General features: G+C 64.4%; 21 protein-coding genes. 4 read left to right on the forward strand and 17 right to left on the reverse strand.

The window, feature by feature from the left end:
* The 17 genes from A5906_RS11155 to motA all read right to left on the reverse strand — a co-directional run.
* On the reverse strand, nucleotides 1-645 hold a 645-nt coding region (locus tag A5906_RS11155; RefSeq protein WP_245326679.1), incomplete at its 3' end, for a flagellin N-terminal helical domain-containing protein.
* A gap of 262 nt (nucleotides 646-907) precedes the next feature.
* Nucleotides 908-1,648 (reverse strand): flagellar type III secretion system pore protein FliP, encoded by a 741-nt coding sequence (gene fliP, locus A5906_RS11160; RefSeq protein ID WP_080135275.1) that lies wholly within the window; start codon nucleotides 1,646-1,648, stop codon nucleotides 908-910.
* Nucleotides 1,645-2,088 carry a flagellar basal body-associated FliL family protein gene (locus A5906_RS11165; RefSeq protein WP_080135276.1) on the reverse strand — a complete coding sequence of 148 codons (444 nt, stop codon included), beginning with the start codon at nucleotides 2,086-2,088 and terminating at the stop codon, nucleotides 1,645-1,647. Before A5906_RS11165 ends, fliP begins: the two co-directional genes overlap by 4 nt.
* Before the next feature lie 42 nt (nucleotides 2,089-2,130).
* Entirely contained in the window at nucleotides 2,131-2,826 is a 696-nt protein-coding gene (flgH, locus tag A5906_RS11170) for a flagellar basal body L-ring protein FlgH (RefSeq protein ID WP_080135277.1), read from the reverse strand.
* Nucleotides 2,827-3,609, reverse strand: coding sequence for a MotE family protein (locus tag A5906_RS11175; RefSeq protein ID WP_080135278.1), 783 nt, complete (start codon nucleotides 3,607-3,609; stop codon nucleotides 2,827-2,829).
* A gap of 67 nt (nucleotides 3,610-3,676) precedes the next feature.
* Entirely contained in the window at nucleotides 3,677-4,807 is a 1,131-nt protein-coding gene (flgI, locus tag A5906_RS11180) for a flagellar basal body P-ring protein FlgI (protein ID WP_080135279.1), read from the reverse strand.
* Complete coding sequence (gene flgA / locus A5906_RS11185) at nucleotides 4,804-5,280, reverse strand: flagellar basal body P-ring formation chaperone FlgA (RefSeq protein WP_080135280.1); 477 nt, start codon at nucleotides 5,278-5,280, stop codon at nucleotides 4,804-4,806. The genes flgI and flgA overlap by 4 nt, the downstream gene beginning before the upstream one ends.
* A 13-nt stretch (nucleotides 5,281-5,293) precedes the next feature.
* Nucleotides 5,294-6,082 carry a flagellar basal-body rod protein FlgG gene (gene flgG / locus A5906_RS11190; RefSeq protein WP_080135281.1) on the reverse strand — a complete coding sequence of 263 codons (789 nt, stop codon included), beginning with the start codon at nucleotides 6,080-6,082 and terminating at the stop codon, nucleotides 5,294-5,296.
* 18 nt (nucleotides 6,083-6,100) lie between these two features.
* Nucleotides 6,101-6,430: a flagellar hook-basal body complex protein FliE gene (fliE, locus tag A5906_RS11195; RefSeq protein ID WP_080135282.1), complete on the reverse strand. Its 330-nt coding sequence runs from the start codon at nucleotides 6,428-6,430 to the stop codon at nucleotides 6,101-6,103.
* A 2-nt stretch (nucleotides 6,431-6,432) separates the two neighbouring features.
* The gene (flgC, locus tag A5906_RS11200) at nucleotides 6,433-6,849 is read right to left on the reverse strand and encodes a flagellar basal body rod protein FlgC (protein ID WP_080135283.1); all 417 of its coding nucleotides are present in this window, start codon (nucleotides 6,847-6,849) and stop codon (nucleotides 6,433-6,435) included.
* Between the two features lie 11 nt (nucleotides 6,850-6,860).
* Nucleotides 6,861-7,262, reverse strand: coding sequence for a flagellar basal body rod protein FlgB (gene flgB, locus A5906_RS11205; protein ID WP_080135284.1), 402 nt, complete (start codon nucleotides 7,260-7,262; stop codon nucleotides 6,861-6,863).
* 64 nt (nucleotides 7,263-7,326) lie between these two features.
* A complete protein-coding gene (gene flhB / locus A5906_RS11210; RefSeq protein ID WP_080135285.1) occupies nucleotides 7,327-8,412 on the reverse strand; it encodes a flagellar biosynthesis protein FlhB in 1,086 nt (361 codons plus the stop codon).
* A 13-nt stretch (nucleotides 8,413-8,425) separates the two neighbouring features.
* Nucleotides 8,426-9,466, reverse strand: a complete 1,041-nt coding sequence (locus A5906_RS11215; protein ID WP_080135286.1) for a flagellar motor switch protein FliG — start codon at nucleotides 9,464-9,466, stop codon at nucleotides 8,426-8,428.
* A 2-nt stretch (nucleotides 9,467-9,468) separates the two neighbouring features.
* The gene (fliN, locus tag A5906_RS11220) at nucleotides 9,469-9,843 is read right to left on the reverse strand and encodes a flagellar motor switch protein FliN (RefSeq protein ID WP_080135287.1); all 375 of its coding nucleotides are present in this window, start codon (nucleotides 9,841-9,843) and stop codon (nucleotides 9,469-9,471) included.
* A gap of 78 nt (nucleotides 9,844-9,921) precedes the next feature.
* A complete protein-coding gene (locus A5906_RS11225) occupies nucleotides 9,922-10,236 on the reverse strand; it encodes a hypothetical protein (protein ID WP_080135288.1) in 315 nt (104 codons plus the stop codon).
* Nucleotides 10,217-11,158 (reverse strand): flagellar motor switch protein FliM, encoded by a 942-nt coding sequence (locus A5906_RS11230; protein ID WP_080135289.1) that lies wholly within the window; start codon nucleotides 11,156-11,158, stop codon nucleotides 10,217-10,219. The genes A5906_RS11225 and A5906_RS11230 overlap by 20 nt, the downstream gene beginning before the upstream one ends.
* On the reverse strand, nucleotides 11,155-12,051 hold the full coding sequence (gene motA / locus A5906_RS11235) for a flagellar motor stator protein MotA (protein ID WP_080135290.1): 897 nt from the start codon (nucleotides 12,049-12,051) through the stop codon (nucleotides 11,155-11,157). Before motA ends, A5906_RS11230 begins: the two co-directional genes overlap by 4 nt.
* Nucleotides 12,052-12,247: 196 nt before the next feature.
* Here motA and A5906_RS11240 point away from each other — a divergent pair, with 196 nt between their 5' ends.
* The 4 genes from A5906_RS11240 to A5906_RS11255 all read left to right on the forward strand — a co-directional run bounded on the left by A5906_RS11240 (nucleotide 12,248) and on the right by A5906_RS11255 (nucleotide 16,583).
* Nucleotides 12,248-12,982, forward strand: a complete 735-nt coding sequence (locus A5906_RS11240; RefSeq protein WP_430642373.1) for a DUF1217 domain-containing protein — start codon at nucleotides 12,248-12,250, stop codon at nucleotides 12,980-12,982.
* 3 nt (nucleotides 12,983-12,985) lie between these two features.
* Nucleotides 12,986-13,714, forward strand: a complete 729-nt coding sequence (gene flgF, locus A5906_RS11245; protein ID WP_080135292.1) for a flagellar basal-body rod protein FlgF — start codon at nucleotides 12,986-12,988, stop codon at nucleotides 13,712-13,714.
* A gap of 49 nt (nucleotides 13,715-13,763) precedes the next feature.
* Entirely contained in the window at nucleotides 13,764-15,089 is a 1,326-nt protein-coding gene (fliI, locus tag A5906_RS11250) for a flagellar protein export ATPase FliI (RefSeq protein WP_080135293.1), read from the forward strand.
* An 846-nt stretch (nucleotides 15,090-15,935) separates the two neighbouring features.
* The gene (locus A5906_RS11255) at nucleotides 15,936-16,583 is read left to right on the forward strand and encodes a MarR family winged helix-turn-helix transcriptional regulator (protein WP_080135294.1); all 648 of its coding nucleotides are present in this window, start codon (nucleotides 15,936-15,938) and stop codon (nucleotides 16,581-16,583) included.
* The last annotated feature ends 379 nt before the right edge of the window (nucleotides 16,584-16,962 follow it).

Below are 16,962 nucleotides of genomic sequence, written 5' to 3' on the forward strand. Positions count from 1 at the left end.
GGTCAGCGAGCCGATGGCGATCGTGTCGACCGAGGCGAAGCCGGTCGTGCTGTTGCCGGTCACCGTATCCAGGATACCGGTCTTGGTTGCGCCGTTGACGGTGTAGAGCGCGAAGGTGGCGGTCGTCACCGTGATGGAGCCGATGGTGGGCGTGCTGCCGACGCGCGAGTACGACGACACCAGGCTGAAGCTCGTCGGCGTCGCCGTGGTTCCGGTCGAGGTGTCGATGCTCAGCCAGTTGATGCCGTTGATCGTCGCCGAATTCGCCGTCGACTTCAACTGCGCCTGGATCTGCGTGACGTCCGCCTGGATCTTGGTGCGGTCGATACCCGCGGTCTTGGCTTCGACCAACAGTGCCTGGAGCTTGGTCAGGCCGGAGTCCTTGTCGCCGATGACCGTGTTCAGAGCGGTGTATTCGGTGTCGACGGTCGCGGCCGACAGACCGAGCGAGTCGGAGACCGCGGAGAGCGCAGCGTTGTCGGAGCGCATCGACGTCGCGATCGACCAATAGGCCGCGTTGTCCGCAGCGGTCGACACGCGCTGGCCGGTGGAGATGCGGGTCTGCGTGGTGGAGAGCTGCGAGCTGACAGACCGCAGGGTCTGGAGCGCGGTCATTGCGGTCGAGTTCGTAAGCAGGCTTGACATTGCGAATGTCCCTTTATGTACGCGTTACATTTTCACGAGGGGACATACCGGGCTTTCACCGGTACGGAGGGGCGGCATCATGCCTTTGGACTGATGTGGGTGATGTCCAACCCGCCGTGCCGTATTGCTAGCACGTCGAATCTTGCGCCGAGATTAATATCGGCCTGAATTTACCAGCAAAATCATATGGTTACCGTTACCCTCCAGTAACCATAAGCCGGTACTTCTCGCTAACCATAACCGGCCCATCGGCCGGCGGTCGTTACGAGAACGAGCGCACAAGTCCGGAGGCGAGCAGGTTCCAGCCGTCGATCAGCACGAAGAACAGCATCTTGAACGGCAGCGCGAGGATCGTCGGCGGCATCATCATCATGCCCATCGACATGGTCAGCGTCGCCACGATCATGTCGATCACGAGGAACGGCAGCATAATGAGGAAGCCGATCTCGAACGAACGCCTGAGTTCGGAGATCATGAAGGCCGGAATGATCACGCGCAGATCGATGCGCTTGTCGTCGAACTTCTTGCGAAAGCTCTCGGCGGCGAGCGACTCGAAGGTCTGCAGATCCTTGTCGCGGACATGGGCCAGCATGAACTCGCGGAACGGATCGGTGATCTTCAGGTAAGCCTCTTCTTCCGAGATCTCGTTCTTCATGAGAGGCTGGACGCCGCTCTCCCAGGCGCGGTCGAAGGTCGGCGCCATCACGTAGAAGGTCATGAACAGCGCGAGGCTGACCAGCACCAGATTGGCCGGCGTTGTCTGGAGGCCGAGACCGGAGCGCAGGAACGATAGCGCCACCGCAAATCGCGTGAAGCTCGTCACCATGATGAGCAGTCCCGGCGCCACCGACAGCACCGTGATCAGTGCCATCAGCTGGATGATGCGGCCGCTGGTCGAGCCATTGCCGGGCGGCAGCAGCGAGTTGAGGTCCGGGATCTGGGCGAGCGCCACCTCGGGCAGCACGGCCAGAAGCAACGCAAGCAGCAGGACTTTCACTCTCACTGGATCACCAACGTCTCTATGATCAATTCGCGGACCTTGCCCGACGAGCGGATATTGGCGCGCTCGGTCAGGTCGTCGCGCAGATGCTGGAGCCCACGCGATCCCTCGAATTGCGTGACCGACGAAGAGCGCAGATAGGTCACGATGTCCTCGCTGATATGGGCGGCCAGGATGCCTGCATCTTCGTCGCTCATGCTCTCCGTCACCATGGAGGCTTCGACGCGGGCCCAGTTGTTGGCCGGCGCTGCGAGATTGGTCACGATCGGGGACAGTTTGCGGAGCCGGGCGCTGCCGGCGTAGCTCGACGCGATCGGCGGCGGCGTGGCGCTCTTCTTCGCGTCGGCGACGCGCTCGGCGGCCGCAAACAGATGCAGGCCGGCAAGTGCGCCGGCAGCGATCGCGACCAGGGTCAGCGCCAGGACGGCCGCAATCAGGCGCATGGCATCCCCTGCCCTCGCGGCGCGGTCATGCTGCCATGAACCTCAGAACGGTGCCACGGTGTCATAGATCCGATGCCCCCATCCAGGCTGCTGCACGTCAGACAGGTTTCCGCGACCACCATAGGACACGCGCGCCTCGGCGATCTTGTCGTAGGAGATCGTGTTGGTCCGCGAGATGTCGCGCGGACGCACGATGCCGCCGACATTGAGCACGCGCATCTCGGTATTGACGCGGAATTCCTGCGAGCCGCTGATCATCATATTGCCGTTCGGCAACACGTCGGTGACGATCGCGGCGATGGACAGCTTGATGTCCTCGGTGCGATCGATCTGGCCGTTGCCCTTGATCTTGGTGTTGGTGCTGAGGTTGGCGTTGGCTTGCCCCTTGTCGGCCCATCCCGCGACGTCCATCAGCCAGTCCAGCCCGAACTTGATCTGCGAATCGCGCGAGCGGTCGGTCTTGTTGTCGAGCTTGGCCTTGTCCTGCATCGAGATGATCACCGTCACGACGTCGCCGGTGCGCCGGGCGCGCGGATCGCGGTAGAGATCGGTTCCGTCATCCCAAGTCGAACGGTAGCTGACGGGCGTGTGCAGACGCGGCGTCACCGGAATCGGATCGGCCTGCGTCCTCAGGCCGCTGCCGACAGGCGACAATCGCGGACCGGTCAGGACCTCGGCCGGGTCGCCGACGCATCCGGCAAGCATCAAAAGCGACAGGATGAGGATCAGGTTCTTCATCTATTTGTTCTTTCCGTCATCCACGCGGCGCATTCCGCCGAGCACGTCGGCAAGGTGCGCGGCGCGCGCCGTATCCATCTCGTTGAAAATTGCGCTCGAGCTCCTCGGGCTGAGCTTGGCAAGCACGGCTGCGGCGGTCTCGTCCGACATGCCGGCGATCTGGGTAGCCGCCGCGTCCGGCTTCATCTTCGAATAGATCTCGACGACCTGCGCCTCGGCCTTCTTCAGGAAGTCGTCGCGCAGCGCCATCCACTTCTCGTATTCGGCGCGCTTGGCCTCGACCTCGGCGATCCGCTCGCGGAGCTGGGTTTCTGCCTTCTCCAGTTCCTTGATCTGCCAGGCCAGCCTCGCATCGACGGCGGGATCAGCCACGTTGCTGCAGAACAGGGCGACCTCGTTGTCCGCAGACACGGCAGCCTGCGGCGGTGCGGGCTTCGACGGCGCCGTGACACTGCCGGGCTTGGCGGGCCGGACGGGCGCAGCTGGCGGCGCCGCCGGACGTGCAGCAGGGGCAGGAGGCTCGGGTGCCGGCACTGCGCCGGTGGTCGCAGGCCCGGAATCTTCGGCCGCCCACGCGGTCGCCCGGGTCGATGCATTTTCGCCCGGTATCGGCGACGCGGAAGCCGGCTTCTGCGGTCCCGGCGCGCGGGCACGCGCGAAGGACAGCAGGTTGAGCGGCTTCGACGGCTTGGCCTCATCCAGCGCGAGCACGGGCGAACTGCCCGCGAGTGCCGCGGCCGCGACCAGCAGGAGGAGTTTGGCTTTGTGATCCAGCTTCAGCATCGGGCCGCGTGCGATTCTCGGTCGAGACTTGAGCAATGAGCGACCAAGCTTGCACGACGCTTATGCATCATTGGACGATGACGTCAGCCTGGAGCGCACCGGCCGTCTTGATCGCCTGGAGAATAGCGATGATGCCTGATGGCTTGAGGCCGATCTGGTTCAGGCCGCGAACCAGGCGCTGGAGATCGACGCCGCTCAAAATGGCCACCTGCGATCCCGCCTCGTTGGCCTCGACCACGGTCTGGGGAACGACCACGGTCTGGCCTCGCGAGAACGGCGCCGGCTGCGACACCACGGGCATCTCCGTGACGCGAACGGTCAGATTGCCGTGCGTCACCGCAACCGTCGATATCCGCACGTCACGTCCGATCACGACGGTGCCGGTGCGCTCGTTGATCACCACCCGCGCCGGCGTGTCCGGCTCGACGGTCAGCTCGCCGATTTCCGCCAGGAAGCGGACCGGGCCGACATAGCGCGGCTTCGACAGCACGATAGTCCGATAGTCGCGCTCGAAGGCGATCTGCGACCGGTAGCGGCCGCCGGCGTAGCGATTGACGGCGTCCAGAATGCGCGTCGCAGTGACGAAGTCGGGATTCTTGAGCTCCAGCACCAGGAATTCCATTTCGTGGAGGCTTCCCTGCACCTCGCGCTCGACCAAGGCGCCGTTTGGAATGCGACCGGCGGTCGGCGTTCCCTGGCTGACGCTCTGGGCCTGGCCCCCCACGCTGTAGCCGGCAACCGTGACCGCGCCTTGCGCCACCGCGTAGACCGCGCCGTCGGCTGCGCGCAGCGATGTCATCACCAGCGTGCCGCCGAGCAGCGAGGTCGCATCGCCGAGCGAGGACACTGTCACGTCCATCCGCTCGCCGGGCCCGATCGAGGGCGGCAGGTCTGCCGTCACCATCACGGCCGCGACGTTCCGCGTGCGCAGCGTGGTCGGACGCGCGGGATTGGTGGTGCTCGTGGTCTCGTTCCTGACGTTGATGCCCATATTCTCGAGCATCGATTGCAGGGACTGCTCCGTGAACGGGGCATTGCGAAGCGTGTCGCCGGTGCCGTTCAGGCCGATGACGAGGCCATAGCCGACGATCTGGTTTTCGCGCAGACCCTTGATGTCGGCAATGTCCTTGATGCGGACGGCGGCCTCGGCGGTGGCGGCGCAAAGGAGCAGGACGAGCGCGAGCAGGACTCTGGTCATGACCCGTCCACGACCTTGACGGTGCCGTCCGGCTGGACAACGCCCCTGATGATCACGCCGGTATCGGTGTTGCGCACCGGGATGAGCGCGCCGGCCGCACCCGACTGCATCGCCGAGCCGTAGGTGACGATCGACAGGCCGCTGTCCTCGACGACGACCTTGACCTGGGCGCCGCGGGCGACGGTCCAAGGGTCCTCCACCGCGTTGGTCGGGATCGGCTGGCCCGGCAGCAGCGCGCGCCGGGCCATGCGACCGACCAGGACCTGGCGCCCTTCGATGAACATGGCAACGCCGAGCAGGTTCGGCGCGAAGGTCCGCTCCGTGATCATGTCGTCCCGGATCAGCTCGCCGGCTCGGATCGAGACGGCCGGCACGGGAAGCCGCTTCTCCTCTGCCACAGCGACGCGCGCGGAGACGAGAACCAGGAGCACGGCGGCCAACCCGCGCACGATCAGGCCCACCCTGTTCAACATGGACACACCGGAACTAGCGAAGACCCTTCGATACGGTCGAGGCCATTTCATCCGAGGCCTGGATGACCTTGGCATTCATTTCGTAGGCGCGCTGCGCCGAGATCAACTCGGTGATTTCCTTGACGGGATCGACGTTCGAGGCTTCCAGATATTTCTGGTTGATCTTCCCGTAGCCGGCATCGCCCGGCAGGCCGACGACCGGCGTGCCGGACGCCGTGGTCTCGCGATAGAGATTGCTGCCCAGCGGTTCGAGACCCGCTTCGTTGGCGAAATTGGCGAGATTGAGCTGGCCGATCTGCCGCGGATTCACTTCCGTATCCAGCTTGGCAAATACCTGGCCGGTAGCATTGACCGTGACCTCGACCGTTCCCTGCGGGATGGTGATTGCGGGGTCCAGCAGATAACCGTCAGTGGTGACGAGCTGACTGTTGGCATTGACGTTGAACGAACCCGCGCGGGTGTATTGCACCTCGTTGTTGGGGCCCAGCACCTGGAACCAGCCGCGGCCGTTGATCGCGAGATCGTAAGGATTGCCGGTCTGCGTCAGCGCGCCCTGAATGTGCAGCTTGCGGATCGCCGCCGACTTGACGCCGAGACCGAGATTGGCACCTTCCGGGATCGGCGAGGAGCCATTGACGTTCGAGACGCCCTGCATGCGGTCCATCTGGTAGAACAGATCGGTGAACTCGGCGCGCGCCCGCTTGTACGACGTCGAGTTGATGTTGGCGATGTTGTTCGCGATGACTTCGATATTGGTCTGCTGGGCATTCATGCCCGTGGCCGCAATGGCGAGCGATTTCACTTAGGTCACTCCTTCAGATCAAATCGACATCCGGACGACTTCCTGGTAGGCCTGCACGACCTTGTCGCGAACCGCGACCGCCGTCTGCAACGCCTGCTCGGCCGACATCAATGCTTCCACGACCTTCCGCGTCGACTCCTTGCCCTGCATCGCCGAGATCGACGCCGCCTCGCCCGCCTTCAGCGTGCCGATCGCGTCGGTCGTCACCTGCTTCATCACCGATTCGAAGCCGACATCGTCGCCAGCCTGGACCGGGGCCGTCGCAGCGGGCGAGACGGCCTGCGCCTCGGTGGCGCGGGAGGCCGCATGGCCCGCGGAAATCGCGGTGGATGAAATCGCCTCAAGCATTGTCAGCTCCTCAGAAGGTCGATGGTCATGCCGAGCATCGATCTCACCTGCTTCACGACCTGGAGATTGGCTTCATAGGACCGGTTGACTTCCCGCATGTCGGCCATCTCGATCATCATGTTGACGTTCGGCATCTTGACGTAGCCGGCCTTGTCGGCGGCGGGATGCCCCGGGTCGTACTCGACACGATAAGGCGTGGTGTCGACGCCGATTTCCTTGACCTTCGCGAGCTGCGCGCCCGAGGCGCGGTCCATCGCGGCGTCGAACGTGATCGTCTTTCGCTGATAAGGATCGGCGCCGGCGGTGCGGCCGGTCGACGTCGCATTGGCCAGGTTTTCCGAGACGATGCGCATGCGCGTCGACTGCGCCTCGAGCCCGGAACTCGCAACCGTCAGAGAGGCGCTCAGTGCGTCCAGCATGTCAATTCACCTCAGGTTTTCACGCTCGACAGCAGCATGCGATGGAAGGAGCGCACGACCGCCGAATTCATCGAATAGTCGCGATTGACGTCGTTGCCCTTGATCATTTCCTGCTCGAGACTGACGGAATTGCCGGAGTGAACCACTTCCCAGCTGTCCTTCTTGGCAATCGCGCGCGTGTCGGTCTCGGCCGCTGACAGCTGCAGGTGCGACGGTGACGTCGTCGCAAGCCTGACCGGCACCGTGTCGAGCACCTTGTTGAACGGCTCGACGTCGCGCGCCCTGAAACCGGGCGTATTGGCGTTGGCGACGTTGGTGGCGATGGTCGACTGGCGGAGTTCGAGGTACCGCGCCTGCGACGATGCGAGTTCGAAGAGATAAAGCGGTCCCACGACAGCCCCATTCCGGTCCATTCGGGAGAACCCTAGGGCGTTAAGCTTTCGTCAAGCTGTTGGGCGGAGCACCATCCTCGGAAATCTACTGAACCTTCTCGGGACGCGGTGCCTGCTTCGACTGCAGGAAGTAGATGATCTCGGCGACGGGCCGGAAGAATTCGGCCGGAATGACCTGATCGACCTGAACGGCCTCGTAGAGTGCGCGCGCCAGCGCCTTGTTCTCGATCACCGGAATCCTGTTCTGCTCGGCGACCTCGCGGATCTTCAGCGCGATCACGTCCATGCCCTTGGCCACCACGAGCGGCGCCGGATTTTCCTCACGCTTGTAGCGCAGCGCGATCGCAAAGTGGGTCGGGTTGGCGATCACGAGCGTCGCGCGCGACGCGGAGGCGATCATCCGCTGCCGTGAGCGATCGCGCGCCAGCGAGCGCAGGCGCGCCTTGACCAGCGGATCGCCCTCGGCCTGCTTGTGCTCGTCCTTGATCTCCTGCTTGGTCATGCGCAGCTGGCGCCGCCAGTGGAAGCGTGCCCAGGCGAGATCGATCGCGACCAGGACGATGGTCGCAATGCAAATGGCCGAGACGATCCGCATGGCGATGTTGAGGATCATCTCCGGCAACGCCACCGGATCGGTGTACATCGCCTCGAAGGCCTTCGCTTCGGACGAGCGCAGCACGAAAGCCACCACGGCGCCCACCGAGCCGAGCTTGAACAGCGACTTGGCGAACTCGACGAGGCCCTGCGTTCCGAACAGCCGGTTCCAGCCGCCGAGCGGTGAGATCCGCGACAGGTCCGGCGCGATACGCTGCAGCACGAGGCGCGGCGCATTCTGCAGCAACGACGCAGCTAGCCCAAACACCACCAGGATGACGAGCGGCGGCACCAGGAATCGGAACGCCTGCAGCCCCACCACGATGAGGAGGTTCTGGACGTCGGCCCCGGTACTGAGGGGATAGCCCTCGGGATCGTCGAGCAGCCCCTTCAGCGTCGGCACCAATTGCTGCACGCCCTGGCCGATCAGGAATGCCTGGATCACCATCAGCGCGGCCATCGAGGCGAAGAGTGATGCCTCCCGAGAGACCGGAATTTTGCCCTGTTCGAGCGAATCGCGGACTTTCTTCTCGGTCGGCTCTTCTGTCTTGCTCTCCTGATCGGATGTTTCTGCCATGCCCGTTCAGCGGTCAGCGGAAGACCAGCTCATCCTCCTGGTCGGGGTTGAGCTCGATCTCACCCTTCTCCGCGAGGTCGAGGGCGAGATCGGTGATCACGCGGCGCGCCTCGAGCACGTCGCGCTGGTTCGACGGCTCGCCGATCGCGAGCTCGGCCTCGACGACGCGGCGGACGCGCGAGGCGACCGCGGACAGGATCAGCTCGCGGAAATGCCTGTCGGTGCCCTTCAGCGCGACCACGATGCGGTCGGTCGGAACCTGATCGAAGATCATGGTGCGCGCCTTCGGCGCCAGGTTGATGACGTCGTCGAAGGTGAACAGCAGTTCCTTCAGCACTTCGGCCGACTTCGGTCGCTTCTCCGACAGGCTCTTCAGTATGTCCTCGATGTGGCCGCGCTCCATCTTGTTGATGATGTCGGCGACGCGGGCGTAGGTGTCGGCGCCGAGGTTGCGGGCGAAATTGAGCGTCAGATCTTCGTGCAGCGTCTTCTCGAGGACCTTCATCGCGTCGTCGACGATCGGCTTGAGGCTCAGTACGCGCCGCATCAATTCGTTGCGCAGGCTCGACGGCAGCTGGCTCATCACCTTGGCGGCGCAGGACGGCTTGACCTTGGACAGGATGAGCGCCGCGGTCTGCGGATGCTCCTTGGACAGGTAGGTCGCCAGCGAATTCTCCGACACCGACGAGACGCGGTCCCAGACCGAGCGGCTCGAATTGCCGAGCAGGTCGGTCATGATTGCCGAGACCTGGTCGGCGGGAAGCACGTCGCCGAGCACGGCTTCCAGGCCACCGAGCGTGCCGAGAATGTTCGCGCCCATCGAGAACTGCTGGGCAAACTCCTCGACGATTCCCTCGAGCTCCTGCGCGGTGATCGGCCGCAGCTCCGCCGCCGCCTTGGTGACGATGCGGATCTCCTGCGGCTCGAACTGCTGAAGCACGCTCGCGGCCGCCTGCCGGCCCATCGCCAGCAGGAGCGCGGCGACCTTTTCCGTGCCGCCCAGCGTGGTAACGCCTCGCTGCTTGGCGGGAGCAATGCCGACCGGTGCCGCCATGGTCAGGTATCACCCTGCCCCAGCGGCCCGACGATCTCCGTGAGCGAGACGCCGAAGCGGGAATTATCCTCTTCGACCACGACCACCTCGCCGCGGGCGACGATGCGGCCGTTGACGACGACGTCCACGGGCTCTCCGACCCGGTGATCGAGCGGAACGACCGCGCCACGGCCGAGCTTCATCAGGTTCGCCACCGGAATGGTCGCCGAGCCGAGCACCACCTGCATGGTGACGGGAATGCGCAGGATGGCGTCGACATTGGCGAACTTGCCGGTCTCCTCGGCCGTGCGCTGGGCGATCTCCGCCAGCCGCTCCAGCGGAGACGTCTCGGCCTCGTCCGATGCAGATGCAGACTCGTAGTCGAAGGATTGCGCCATTTGGTATCGCCTCTTGGTATTTCCACTCCCGGAACGCGCTGCGGCGTCCCGATCGTCGTTATTCCGTCAGTCCGCGCTTCAGTGCTTGTTCACGTCCGCGCCGCCGGCGGCCGCGGCCGGTGCGAGCCCGCTCCTGGCATCGAGCGCCGCGATCGCCTCGTGAGCCTGGTCGATCTTCGCGCTGAGCACGTTGGCGAGCCGCCCGAGATTCGCAGTGGAGTCATGCGCCGCGGTGATGACCGTGTCGAAGGCGCCCGCCGTCTCGTGGACGATGGTCGAGAATTCGCCCTGATAACTGCGCAACCGCGCCAGCTCGCGGTGCATCTTGGTCACCCGCATGCTGGTGAAGGCGAGGGCAATGAGCAGCACGGCATCAACGAGATAGGATATCATCGACGAACTCCCGCTTCTGATCCACGGGATCGGACACCTGCATGGCGTAATAACCATCCAGCTGGCCGATCTGACACCAGAACAGCACCTGATTATTGCTTTCGAGACGGGCCAGCGTGCGCGGCGTGGCTTCGAGCTCGAGCACCTGCCCGACCTGGAACTTCACGACGTCGCCGAGGGTCACCATCTTCTCGTCGAGCACGGCAGTCAACGTGACTTCGGTCTTGTTGACCTCGCTCTCCATCTGCTCGCGCCAACGTGGATCGGTCGTGCGGCCGTCGCTGGCGGTGACAGTTGCGAGCTTCTGCCTGAGCGGGTTGAGCGCGGAGTGCGGAATGATCAGGAACATCTGGCCGCCGCGATATAGCGCCTGCACCATCATGTTCGCGCAGATCGACATGTTGCTGGCGCGCCCGATCGCCAGCGACGCCATGGCCGTCTCGACCCGCTCGACACGGAAGGTGACGTTGGACGTGCCGGCGAAGGCGCCTTGCAGTGCCTTGGCGAACCGCTCGAACAGCGCCTGGACCAGCCGGATCTCGATGTTCGAGAAGGTGCGCTCGACGTCGAGCGGCGGCTCGGCGCCGTCGGAGCCGAACATCGCCTCGACCATCGTGAACACGAAGTCGCGATCCAGCATGATGATGACGCGCGAATCCCACTGCTCGGCATAGAGCACGGCAGCCACCGCGTTGCCCTCGTAGTCCTTGATGATGTCACCGAGAGGGTCGTTGGTGATGCCGTTGACCGAAAAATAGCAGGGCGTTCCCGCCATCGGCTGCAGGCTGTCCGTGCACGATGCCGCCATGCGATCGAAGATCACATTGAGCATCGGCATGCGTTCGATGGAGATACCCGCCGCGTCCAGCAGGTAGTTCGGCAGCTGCTTCCGCTGATCGACCTCGACGTCTTCCATCGTCATGCGCGCGCAGCCTTCGGTTCAGCCTCGCTCGGGACGGCCTTGGGACCCGCGATCGTCTCGTTCTCGACGACGTCGATCGAGGGACGTTCGCTGCTCGAGATCATCTTGCGGCCGTGCTCGACCGCGATCTGCGGCATGGCTCCGTTCATGAAGGCCAGCAGCGTCTGCTTGACGATGATGTAGGGCCGGCATTTCTTCTCTCGCGTCATCTTGATCTTGATCGCGAAGGGCGAAAGCACGCCGTAGGAGATGAAGATACCGGCGAAGGTGCCGACGAGGGCCGCACCGATGAAGCCGCCCAGCAGCTTCGGCGACTGGTCGAGCGCGCCCATCGCCTTGATGACGCCGAGCACCGCGGCGACGATGCCGAGCGCCGGCATCGCCTCGGACACCGTCACCAGCGCATGGTAAGGCGCCAGCTTGCCCTTCACAATGGTGTGGATCTCCTCATCCATCAGCGCCTCGATCTCGTGCGTGCGCGCGTTGCCCATGATGATGAGACGGACATAGTCGCAGATGAACTGGAGCAGCGAGGGATCGCCGAGCACGCTGGGGAAGGCCTTGAAGATCTCGGACGACGAGGGATCGTCGATGTGCGCCTCCACCTCGTTGCGCCCCTTGCCCCGCAGCTCGCGCATCAGGGCGTGCAGCGCCCCGAGCAGGTCGAGGTAATAGCGCTGTCCCGGCACCGCATTGGTGATCGCCTGCATGCAGGCGACCCCCGTGTCGACCACGGTCTTCCACGGATTGGCCAGGATGAAGGTGCCGACCGCGGTGCCTATGATGATGACGAATTCCCACGGCTGCATGAGCACGGCCAGGTGCCCGCCCATGGCGGCAAATCCACCGAGCAGCGCCGCTACCGTGATGAAAATCCCCACGAAACTGCCCAACGCGCCGCTCCATCGCCGATCCCACCGGAAATATCTAGTCGGCGAGCCTTGCGCGAGGCTGGCTTCCCGCAGCGCCAGCCCCGCGCAAGCAATTCGCGGCAGCTTGGGACGATGTCGCAATTGCGGCCGAGGGACGCGTGTCATGCTATCCACCATCGCGGATTATACCAGACTGACCACGGACCTCGGCAAGTCGATGACCCAGGTCGCGCAGGAGCCGGACGTCAGCCGCGAGACCGATTATTTTCTCAGCCATATCGGCAATGTGAAGACGATCGACGACTTCCTGAAGGACTACCGCCTCTACTCCTATGCGATGAAGGCCTACGGCCTCAGCGACATGACCTACGCCAAGGCGTTCATGCGCAAGGTGCTGACCGAGGGGGTCTCGGACAAGGACGCCTTCGCCAACAAGCTCACCGACTCCCGCTACCGGCAATTCGCGACCGCGTTCAATTTCGCCGCACTCGGCGACCACGCGACCCAGACCACGGCGGCCACGACCGGCACGGCGACGCAATACGTCACGCAGACGCTGGAGGAGAAGGCCGGCGACCAGAACGAAGGTCTGCGGCTGGCGCTCTATTTCACCCGCAAGGCCTCCACGATCACCAATGCCTACCAGATCCTCGCCGACAAGGCGCTGACGCAGGTGGTGCAGACCGCGATGGGCTGGTCGGCGACGATCAGCTCGTCCGACATCGATGCCCAGGCCAAGATGATCACGGACAAGATCGATCTCACCGATTTCCAGGACCCGACCAAGGTCACCAAATTCGTGCAGCGCTTCGCGGCGATGTGGGACGCGACCCAGGCCCAGGCCGACAGCTCGACCAATCCCGCGCTGGTCCTGATCGCCGGCGCCGCGGCGTCGGTCAATCTGGACACCAACGTGCTCACGACGCTTCAGAACATCAAGTTCAACAGGTAAGTCATGCAATCGGCTCTCTATGTGGGATTGTCGGCGCAGGTGGCCCTCGAAAAGCGCCTCCAGACGATCGCCAACAACGTCTCCAACGTCAACACGGCGGCGTTCCGCACCGACGTTGTGAAATTCGAGACCGTGCTGTCCAAGGCCGGCGCGAACCCGGTCGCGTTCTCCTCGCCCGGCGACAACGTCATCTCGCGCGAGCAAGGCAGCATCACCGAGAGCGGCAATCCGCTCGACGTCGCCGTGGTGGGACAGGGCTGGCTCGCTTTCGCCGGCCCGAACGGTACGGTCTATACGCGTGACGGCCGCCTCCAGATCGCCGCCAACGGCGACCTTCAGACGGTGTCCGGTTTCCCCGTCATCGATGCCGGCGGCGCGCAGATCACGCTCGACCCCAACGGCGGACCGGTCTCGATCTCGCGCAGCGGCGCGATCACCCAGGACAACAACGAGATCGGCACGATCGGTCTGTTCAACATTCCCGCTGATGCCAATCTCGAACGCTACGGCAATTCCGGCGTCACGCCCGACCGGCCGGCGACCGCGATCGCCGATTTCTCCCGCGACGGCTTCAAGCAGGGCTATGTCGAGGGTTCCGGCGCCAATCCGATGATGGAATTGACCAAGCTGATGGCGGCTTCGCGCGCCTTCGACGGCACCAATTCGATGATCGAGGGCACCGAGAGCTCGCTCCAGAACGCAATCCGGACGCTGGGCGAGCCCGGTAAATAGATCTTGCAGGTAGAGTGCGCCTCGTGCGCAGTGAGGGTGGACGGTTTCCTTGAACGCTCTTCGGCAACTCGAGTGGGCGCTGCTGGAGCTTCAGCAGAGCACTCCCCTGGCCAGCGTCAGCGGCGCGATCTCGGAGATCGCGCCGACGCATTTCCGCGTCTCCGGCCTGTCGCGCTTCGTCAGGCTTGGTGAGCTGATCGGCGTCAACTCCGGCGGCAAGCCCCAGATCGGCGAGGTGGTGCGGATCGACAGCGAGGGCATCATCGCCAAGCCATTCGACCGGCAGTTCGGCGCCGGCCTCGGCTCGGTCGCCTACCGGATGCCACCCCTGTCTTTCGCGCCCGATCCGAGCTGGAAGGGCCGCGTCATCAACGCGCTCGGCGCCCCCCTGGACGGACAGGGTCCCCTCACGCCGGGATCGCGCGCCGTCTCTGCGGAGGCCGAGGCGCCGTCGGCCATGAAGCGCGCGCGCGTCCACAAGCCGGTGCGCACCGGCGTGCGCGTCATCGACCTGTTCGCACCGATCTGCGCCGGCCAGCGCGTCGGCATCTTCGCCGGCTCCGGCGTCGGCAAGTCGACGCTGCTCGCAATGCTCGCCCGCAGCCAGGGCTTCGACACCGTCGTGCTGGCCCTGGTCGGCGAGCGCGGCCGCGAGGTGCGCGAATTCATCGAGGACGTGCTCGGCACCAACCGCAACCGCGCCGTCACCATCGTCTCGACGGGAGACGAGAGCCCAATGATGCGGCGACTGGCACCGAAGACGGCCATGGCGGTCGCCGAATATTTCCGCGACCGGGGCGAATCGGTCCTGCTCGTGGTCGATTCGATTACCCGCTTCGCCCACGCGGCCCGCGAGGTCGCGCTCGCCGCCGGCGAGCCCGCAGTCGCGCGCGGCTACGCACCCACGGTCTTCACGGATCTGCCGCGCCTTCTGGAGCGCGCCGGCCCCGGCGAGGAGGGATCCGGAACGATCACCGGCATCTTCTCCGTGCTGGTCGACGGCGACGATCACAACGAGCCGGTCGCCGACACCATCCGCGGCACGCTCGACGGACACATCGTGCTCTCCAGACACATCGCCGACCAGGCCCGCTATCCGGCCGTGGACGTCCTGGCCTCCGTCTCGCGGCTCGCCCACAACGTCTGGGACCCCGAGGAACGCGAATTGGTGAGCAAGCTGCGCACCTTGATCGCGAAATACGAGGACACCCGCGACCTGCGCCTGATGGGCGGATACCAGTCCGGGCGCGATTCCGGCCTCGACCAGGCGGTCGACATGGTTCCGCGAATCTACAACGCGATGCGGCAGGACGCCTCGGCAGCGCCGAGCGCCGACCCGTTCCGCGAGCTCCGGGACATGCTCAAGGGCGAATAGCAGGCCGGACTGGCGCGCAGCGCCCGCGATTTCGCCCTGCTCGTTATTTCGCCAGCCGATCGCGCATGCCGCCACGTGGCCGGCGGCTGGCTGCCATAGCCCCCGTTTCGTGCGTGCTTCACCCGTTCGGAGGAGCATGGGCGGGCCGTGCCGCGGGCGAGCGAACGATCGATTCTCCGAATCGCGGCAGCAGCAACCGCCGCGTGCAATTCCTGTAGGTTCCCTCGACCGAAACTCCCGCAGATTGCACAAGTTGTGGATGACTCGTCGACGCAGATCGCCTCTGTCATGCACAAGCTTCGATCAACCTGCACCAACGGCAGACATCAGCACACCGTGCAATCAAACCGTCGCATAGTTGCGCGCATGTTGTTCGCGGGACAGCGTATTGCGTTCACTATCATGTGTCCCTGAAAGCGAGATTGTCTTGAACGTTACATTCGCCTGCGACGACATCCAGTCTCCGGGAGGGTCTCTACTTGATTTTGTTGAGAAGCTCATTCATCGTTTCGTCGGAAGATAAGAAACTTCTGCGTGTGACTTGAACTTCAGGGGCTTCGGTTGAACAATTCCGATCCATCGTCCGGCAGTGACGGCAACTCGGGCTTGCGTTCGACGGCGTCGCGGTTGGCATTCCATCAACGACATAGTCTCTCGCGCCGGACTCCGTGGCGCGCTTCGGTCCGAGCAGCACGACCAGCAGTCCAAGCCTTCGCACAGGAGCCTGAGACGACGCAGCTGTCGGTCATCGACGGTCGCCAGGCTTCTTGCGACAGATTCGTGCGCCATGGCGGAAAGCGGCTTCGGGACGCCGCAAACGAAGTTCCGGGGGCGAGGTAGGAATCCATGCCATTGGCAAGAGAGGCCGTCGAGCTGCTGGTCCAGGCGGCGAGGGCCTGGTATTTCGAAGGCAATCAGCATGGATTGCGCGATCGGGAATGGATGGCGTTGCGCTTTCTCGGCCGCGCCAACAGGTTCTCGCGCACACCGTCCGCGCTCGCCGGCTTCATCGGCGCCACCAGGGCGACGGCATCGCAGATCGTGAAGACGCTGGAGAGCAAGTCCTTCCTGGTGCGCAAGCCATCGCATGAGGACAAGCGTTCCGTGGTGCTCCACGTCACCGCGCAGGGCGAGAAGTGCCTCAGCCAGCACGATCCGATCAACCATGTGGTGAATGCGGTCACGGCGCTCGGGAACGACGAGTGCATCCGCTTGCGCGACTCGCTGCGGGAGATCCTCAATCACCTCGACGCCGCGCATCAACGGCTCGACGCCAGCATCTGCCGGGACTGCATGTTTCTCGCCGAACGCAGTCCGGGCGTCGGTCCGGCCGCCGGAAAGGGGCGCGCAACCGCCGAGTTCATGTGCCGGTTGTATCGCGCTCCTATTTCGCTCGAGGAGACCGAGCTGCTCTGCACCAGTTTCGAGCGTACCCGCGACCGCCCCAAGATCGAAGAGCATCGCGACCGCGCGCGCGTGGCAAGCCAGGGCTGAGGCCCGCGCCATTTCCGGGCGTTAGCGAGGGCAAGGCTTGACGATAGTTTCACCGGCATCTGTGTAACTGCTTCATCATCGTCATTGCGAGCCAACGGGTCCGCGCGAAGCGCGGCCCGATGACGGCTCCGCGAAGCAATCCAGAGTCTTTCCGCGGAGGGATTCTGGATTGCTTCGCTGCGCTCGCAATGACGGAGCAAGGGGCAGCATCGTCATCCAGCAACACACATTTCGAATCTCAGACACGCCTTCGCATCCTCGCGGCGCAATTCGCCCGAGCTTTGCTTGATCGCTCCACCCTCAAATCCAAGAGGGCGCAGGGAAGGCCGGGTGCCGACCTCGCACCCGCGGTCCGCTGCGCGAAAGGTAGCGCAAAGGA

Source organism: Bradyrhizobium sacchari, from assembly GCF_002068095.1.
Lineage (GTDB): Bacteria > Pseudomonadota > Alphaproteobacteria > Rhizobiales > Xanthobacteraceae > Bradyrhizobium > Bradyrhizobium sacchari.

Bases quoted from the DNA above. Each gene is read 5' to 3' on its own strand.
- fliE (WP_080135282.1), bottom strand. From the start codon at position 6,430: ATGCTTGAGGCGATTTCATCCACCGCGATTTCCGCGGGCCATGCGGCC.
- A5906_RS11255 (WP_080135294.1), top strand. From the start codon at position 15,936: ATGCCATTGGCAAGAGAGGCCGTCGAGCTGCTGGTCCAGGCGGCGAGG.
- flgI (WP_080135279.1), bottom strand. From the start codon at position 4,807: ATGACCAGAGTCCTGCTCGCGCTCGTCCTGCTCCTTTGCGCCGCCACC.
- A5906_RS11175 (WP_080135278.1), bottom strand. From the start codon at position 3,609: ATGCTGAAGCTGGATCACAAAGCCAAACTCCTCCTGCTGGTCGCGGCC.
- A5906_RS11215 (WP_080135286.1), bottom strand. From the start codon at position 9,466: ATGGCGGCACCGGTCGGCATTGCTCCCGCCAAGCAGCGAGGCGTTACC.
- flgB (WP_080135284.1), bottom strand. From the start codon at position 7,262: ATGGACCGGAATGGGGCTGTCGTGGGACCGCTTTATCTCTTCGAACTC.
- fliN (WP_080135287.1), bottom strand. From the start codon at position 9,843: ATGGCGCAATCCTTCGACTACGAGTCTGCATCTGCATCGGACGAGGCC.
- flgC (WP_080135283.1), bottom strand. From the start codon at position 6,849: ATGCTGGACGCACTGAGCGCCTCTCTGACGGTTGCGAGTTCCGGGCTC.
- A5906_RS11230 (WP_080135289.1), bottom strand. From the start codon at position 11,158: ATGACGATGGAAGACGTCGAGGTCGATCAGCGGAAGCAGCTGCCGAAC.
- A5906_RS11240 (WP_430642373.1), top strand. From the start codon at position 12,248: ATGACCCAGGTCGCGCAGGAGCCGGACGTCAGCCGCGAGACCGATTAT.
- flgH (WP_080135277.1), bottom strand. From the start codon at position 2,826: ATGAAGAACCTGATCCTCATCCTGTCGCTTTTGATGCTTGCCGGATGC.
- flgA (WP_080135280.1), bottom strand. From the start codon at position 5,280: ATGTTGAACAGGGTGGGCCTGATCGTGCGCGGGTTGGCCGCCGTGCTC.
- flhB (WP_080135285.1), bottom strand. From the start codon at position 8,412: ATGGCAGAAACATCCGATCAGGAGAGCAAGACAGAAGAGCCGACCGAG.
- A5906_RS11225 (WP_080135288.1), bottom strand. From the start codon at position 10,236: ATGATATCCTATCTCGTTGATGCCGTGCTGCTCATTGCCCTCGCCTTC.
- A5906_RS11165 (WP_080135276.1), bottom strand. From the start codon at position 2,088: ATGCGCCTGATTGCGGCCGTCCTGGCGCTGACCCTGGTCGCGATCGCT.
- flgF (WP_080135292.1), top strand. From the start codon at position 12,986: ATGCAATCGGCTCTCTATGTGGGATTGTCGGCGCAGGTGGCCCTCGAA.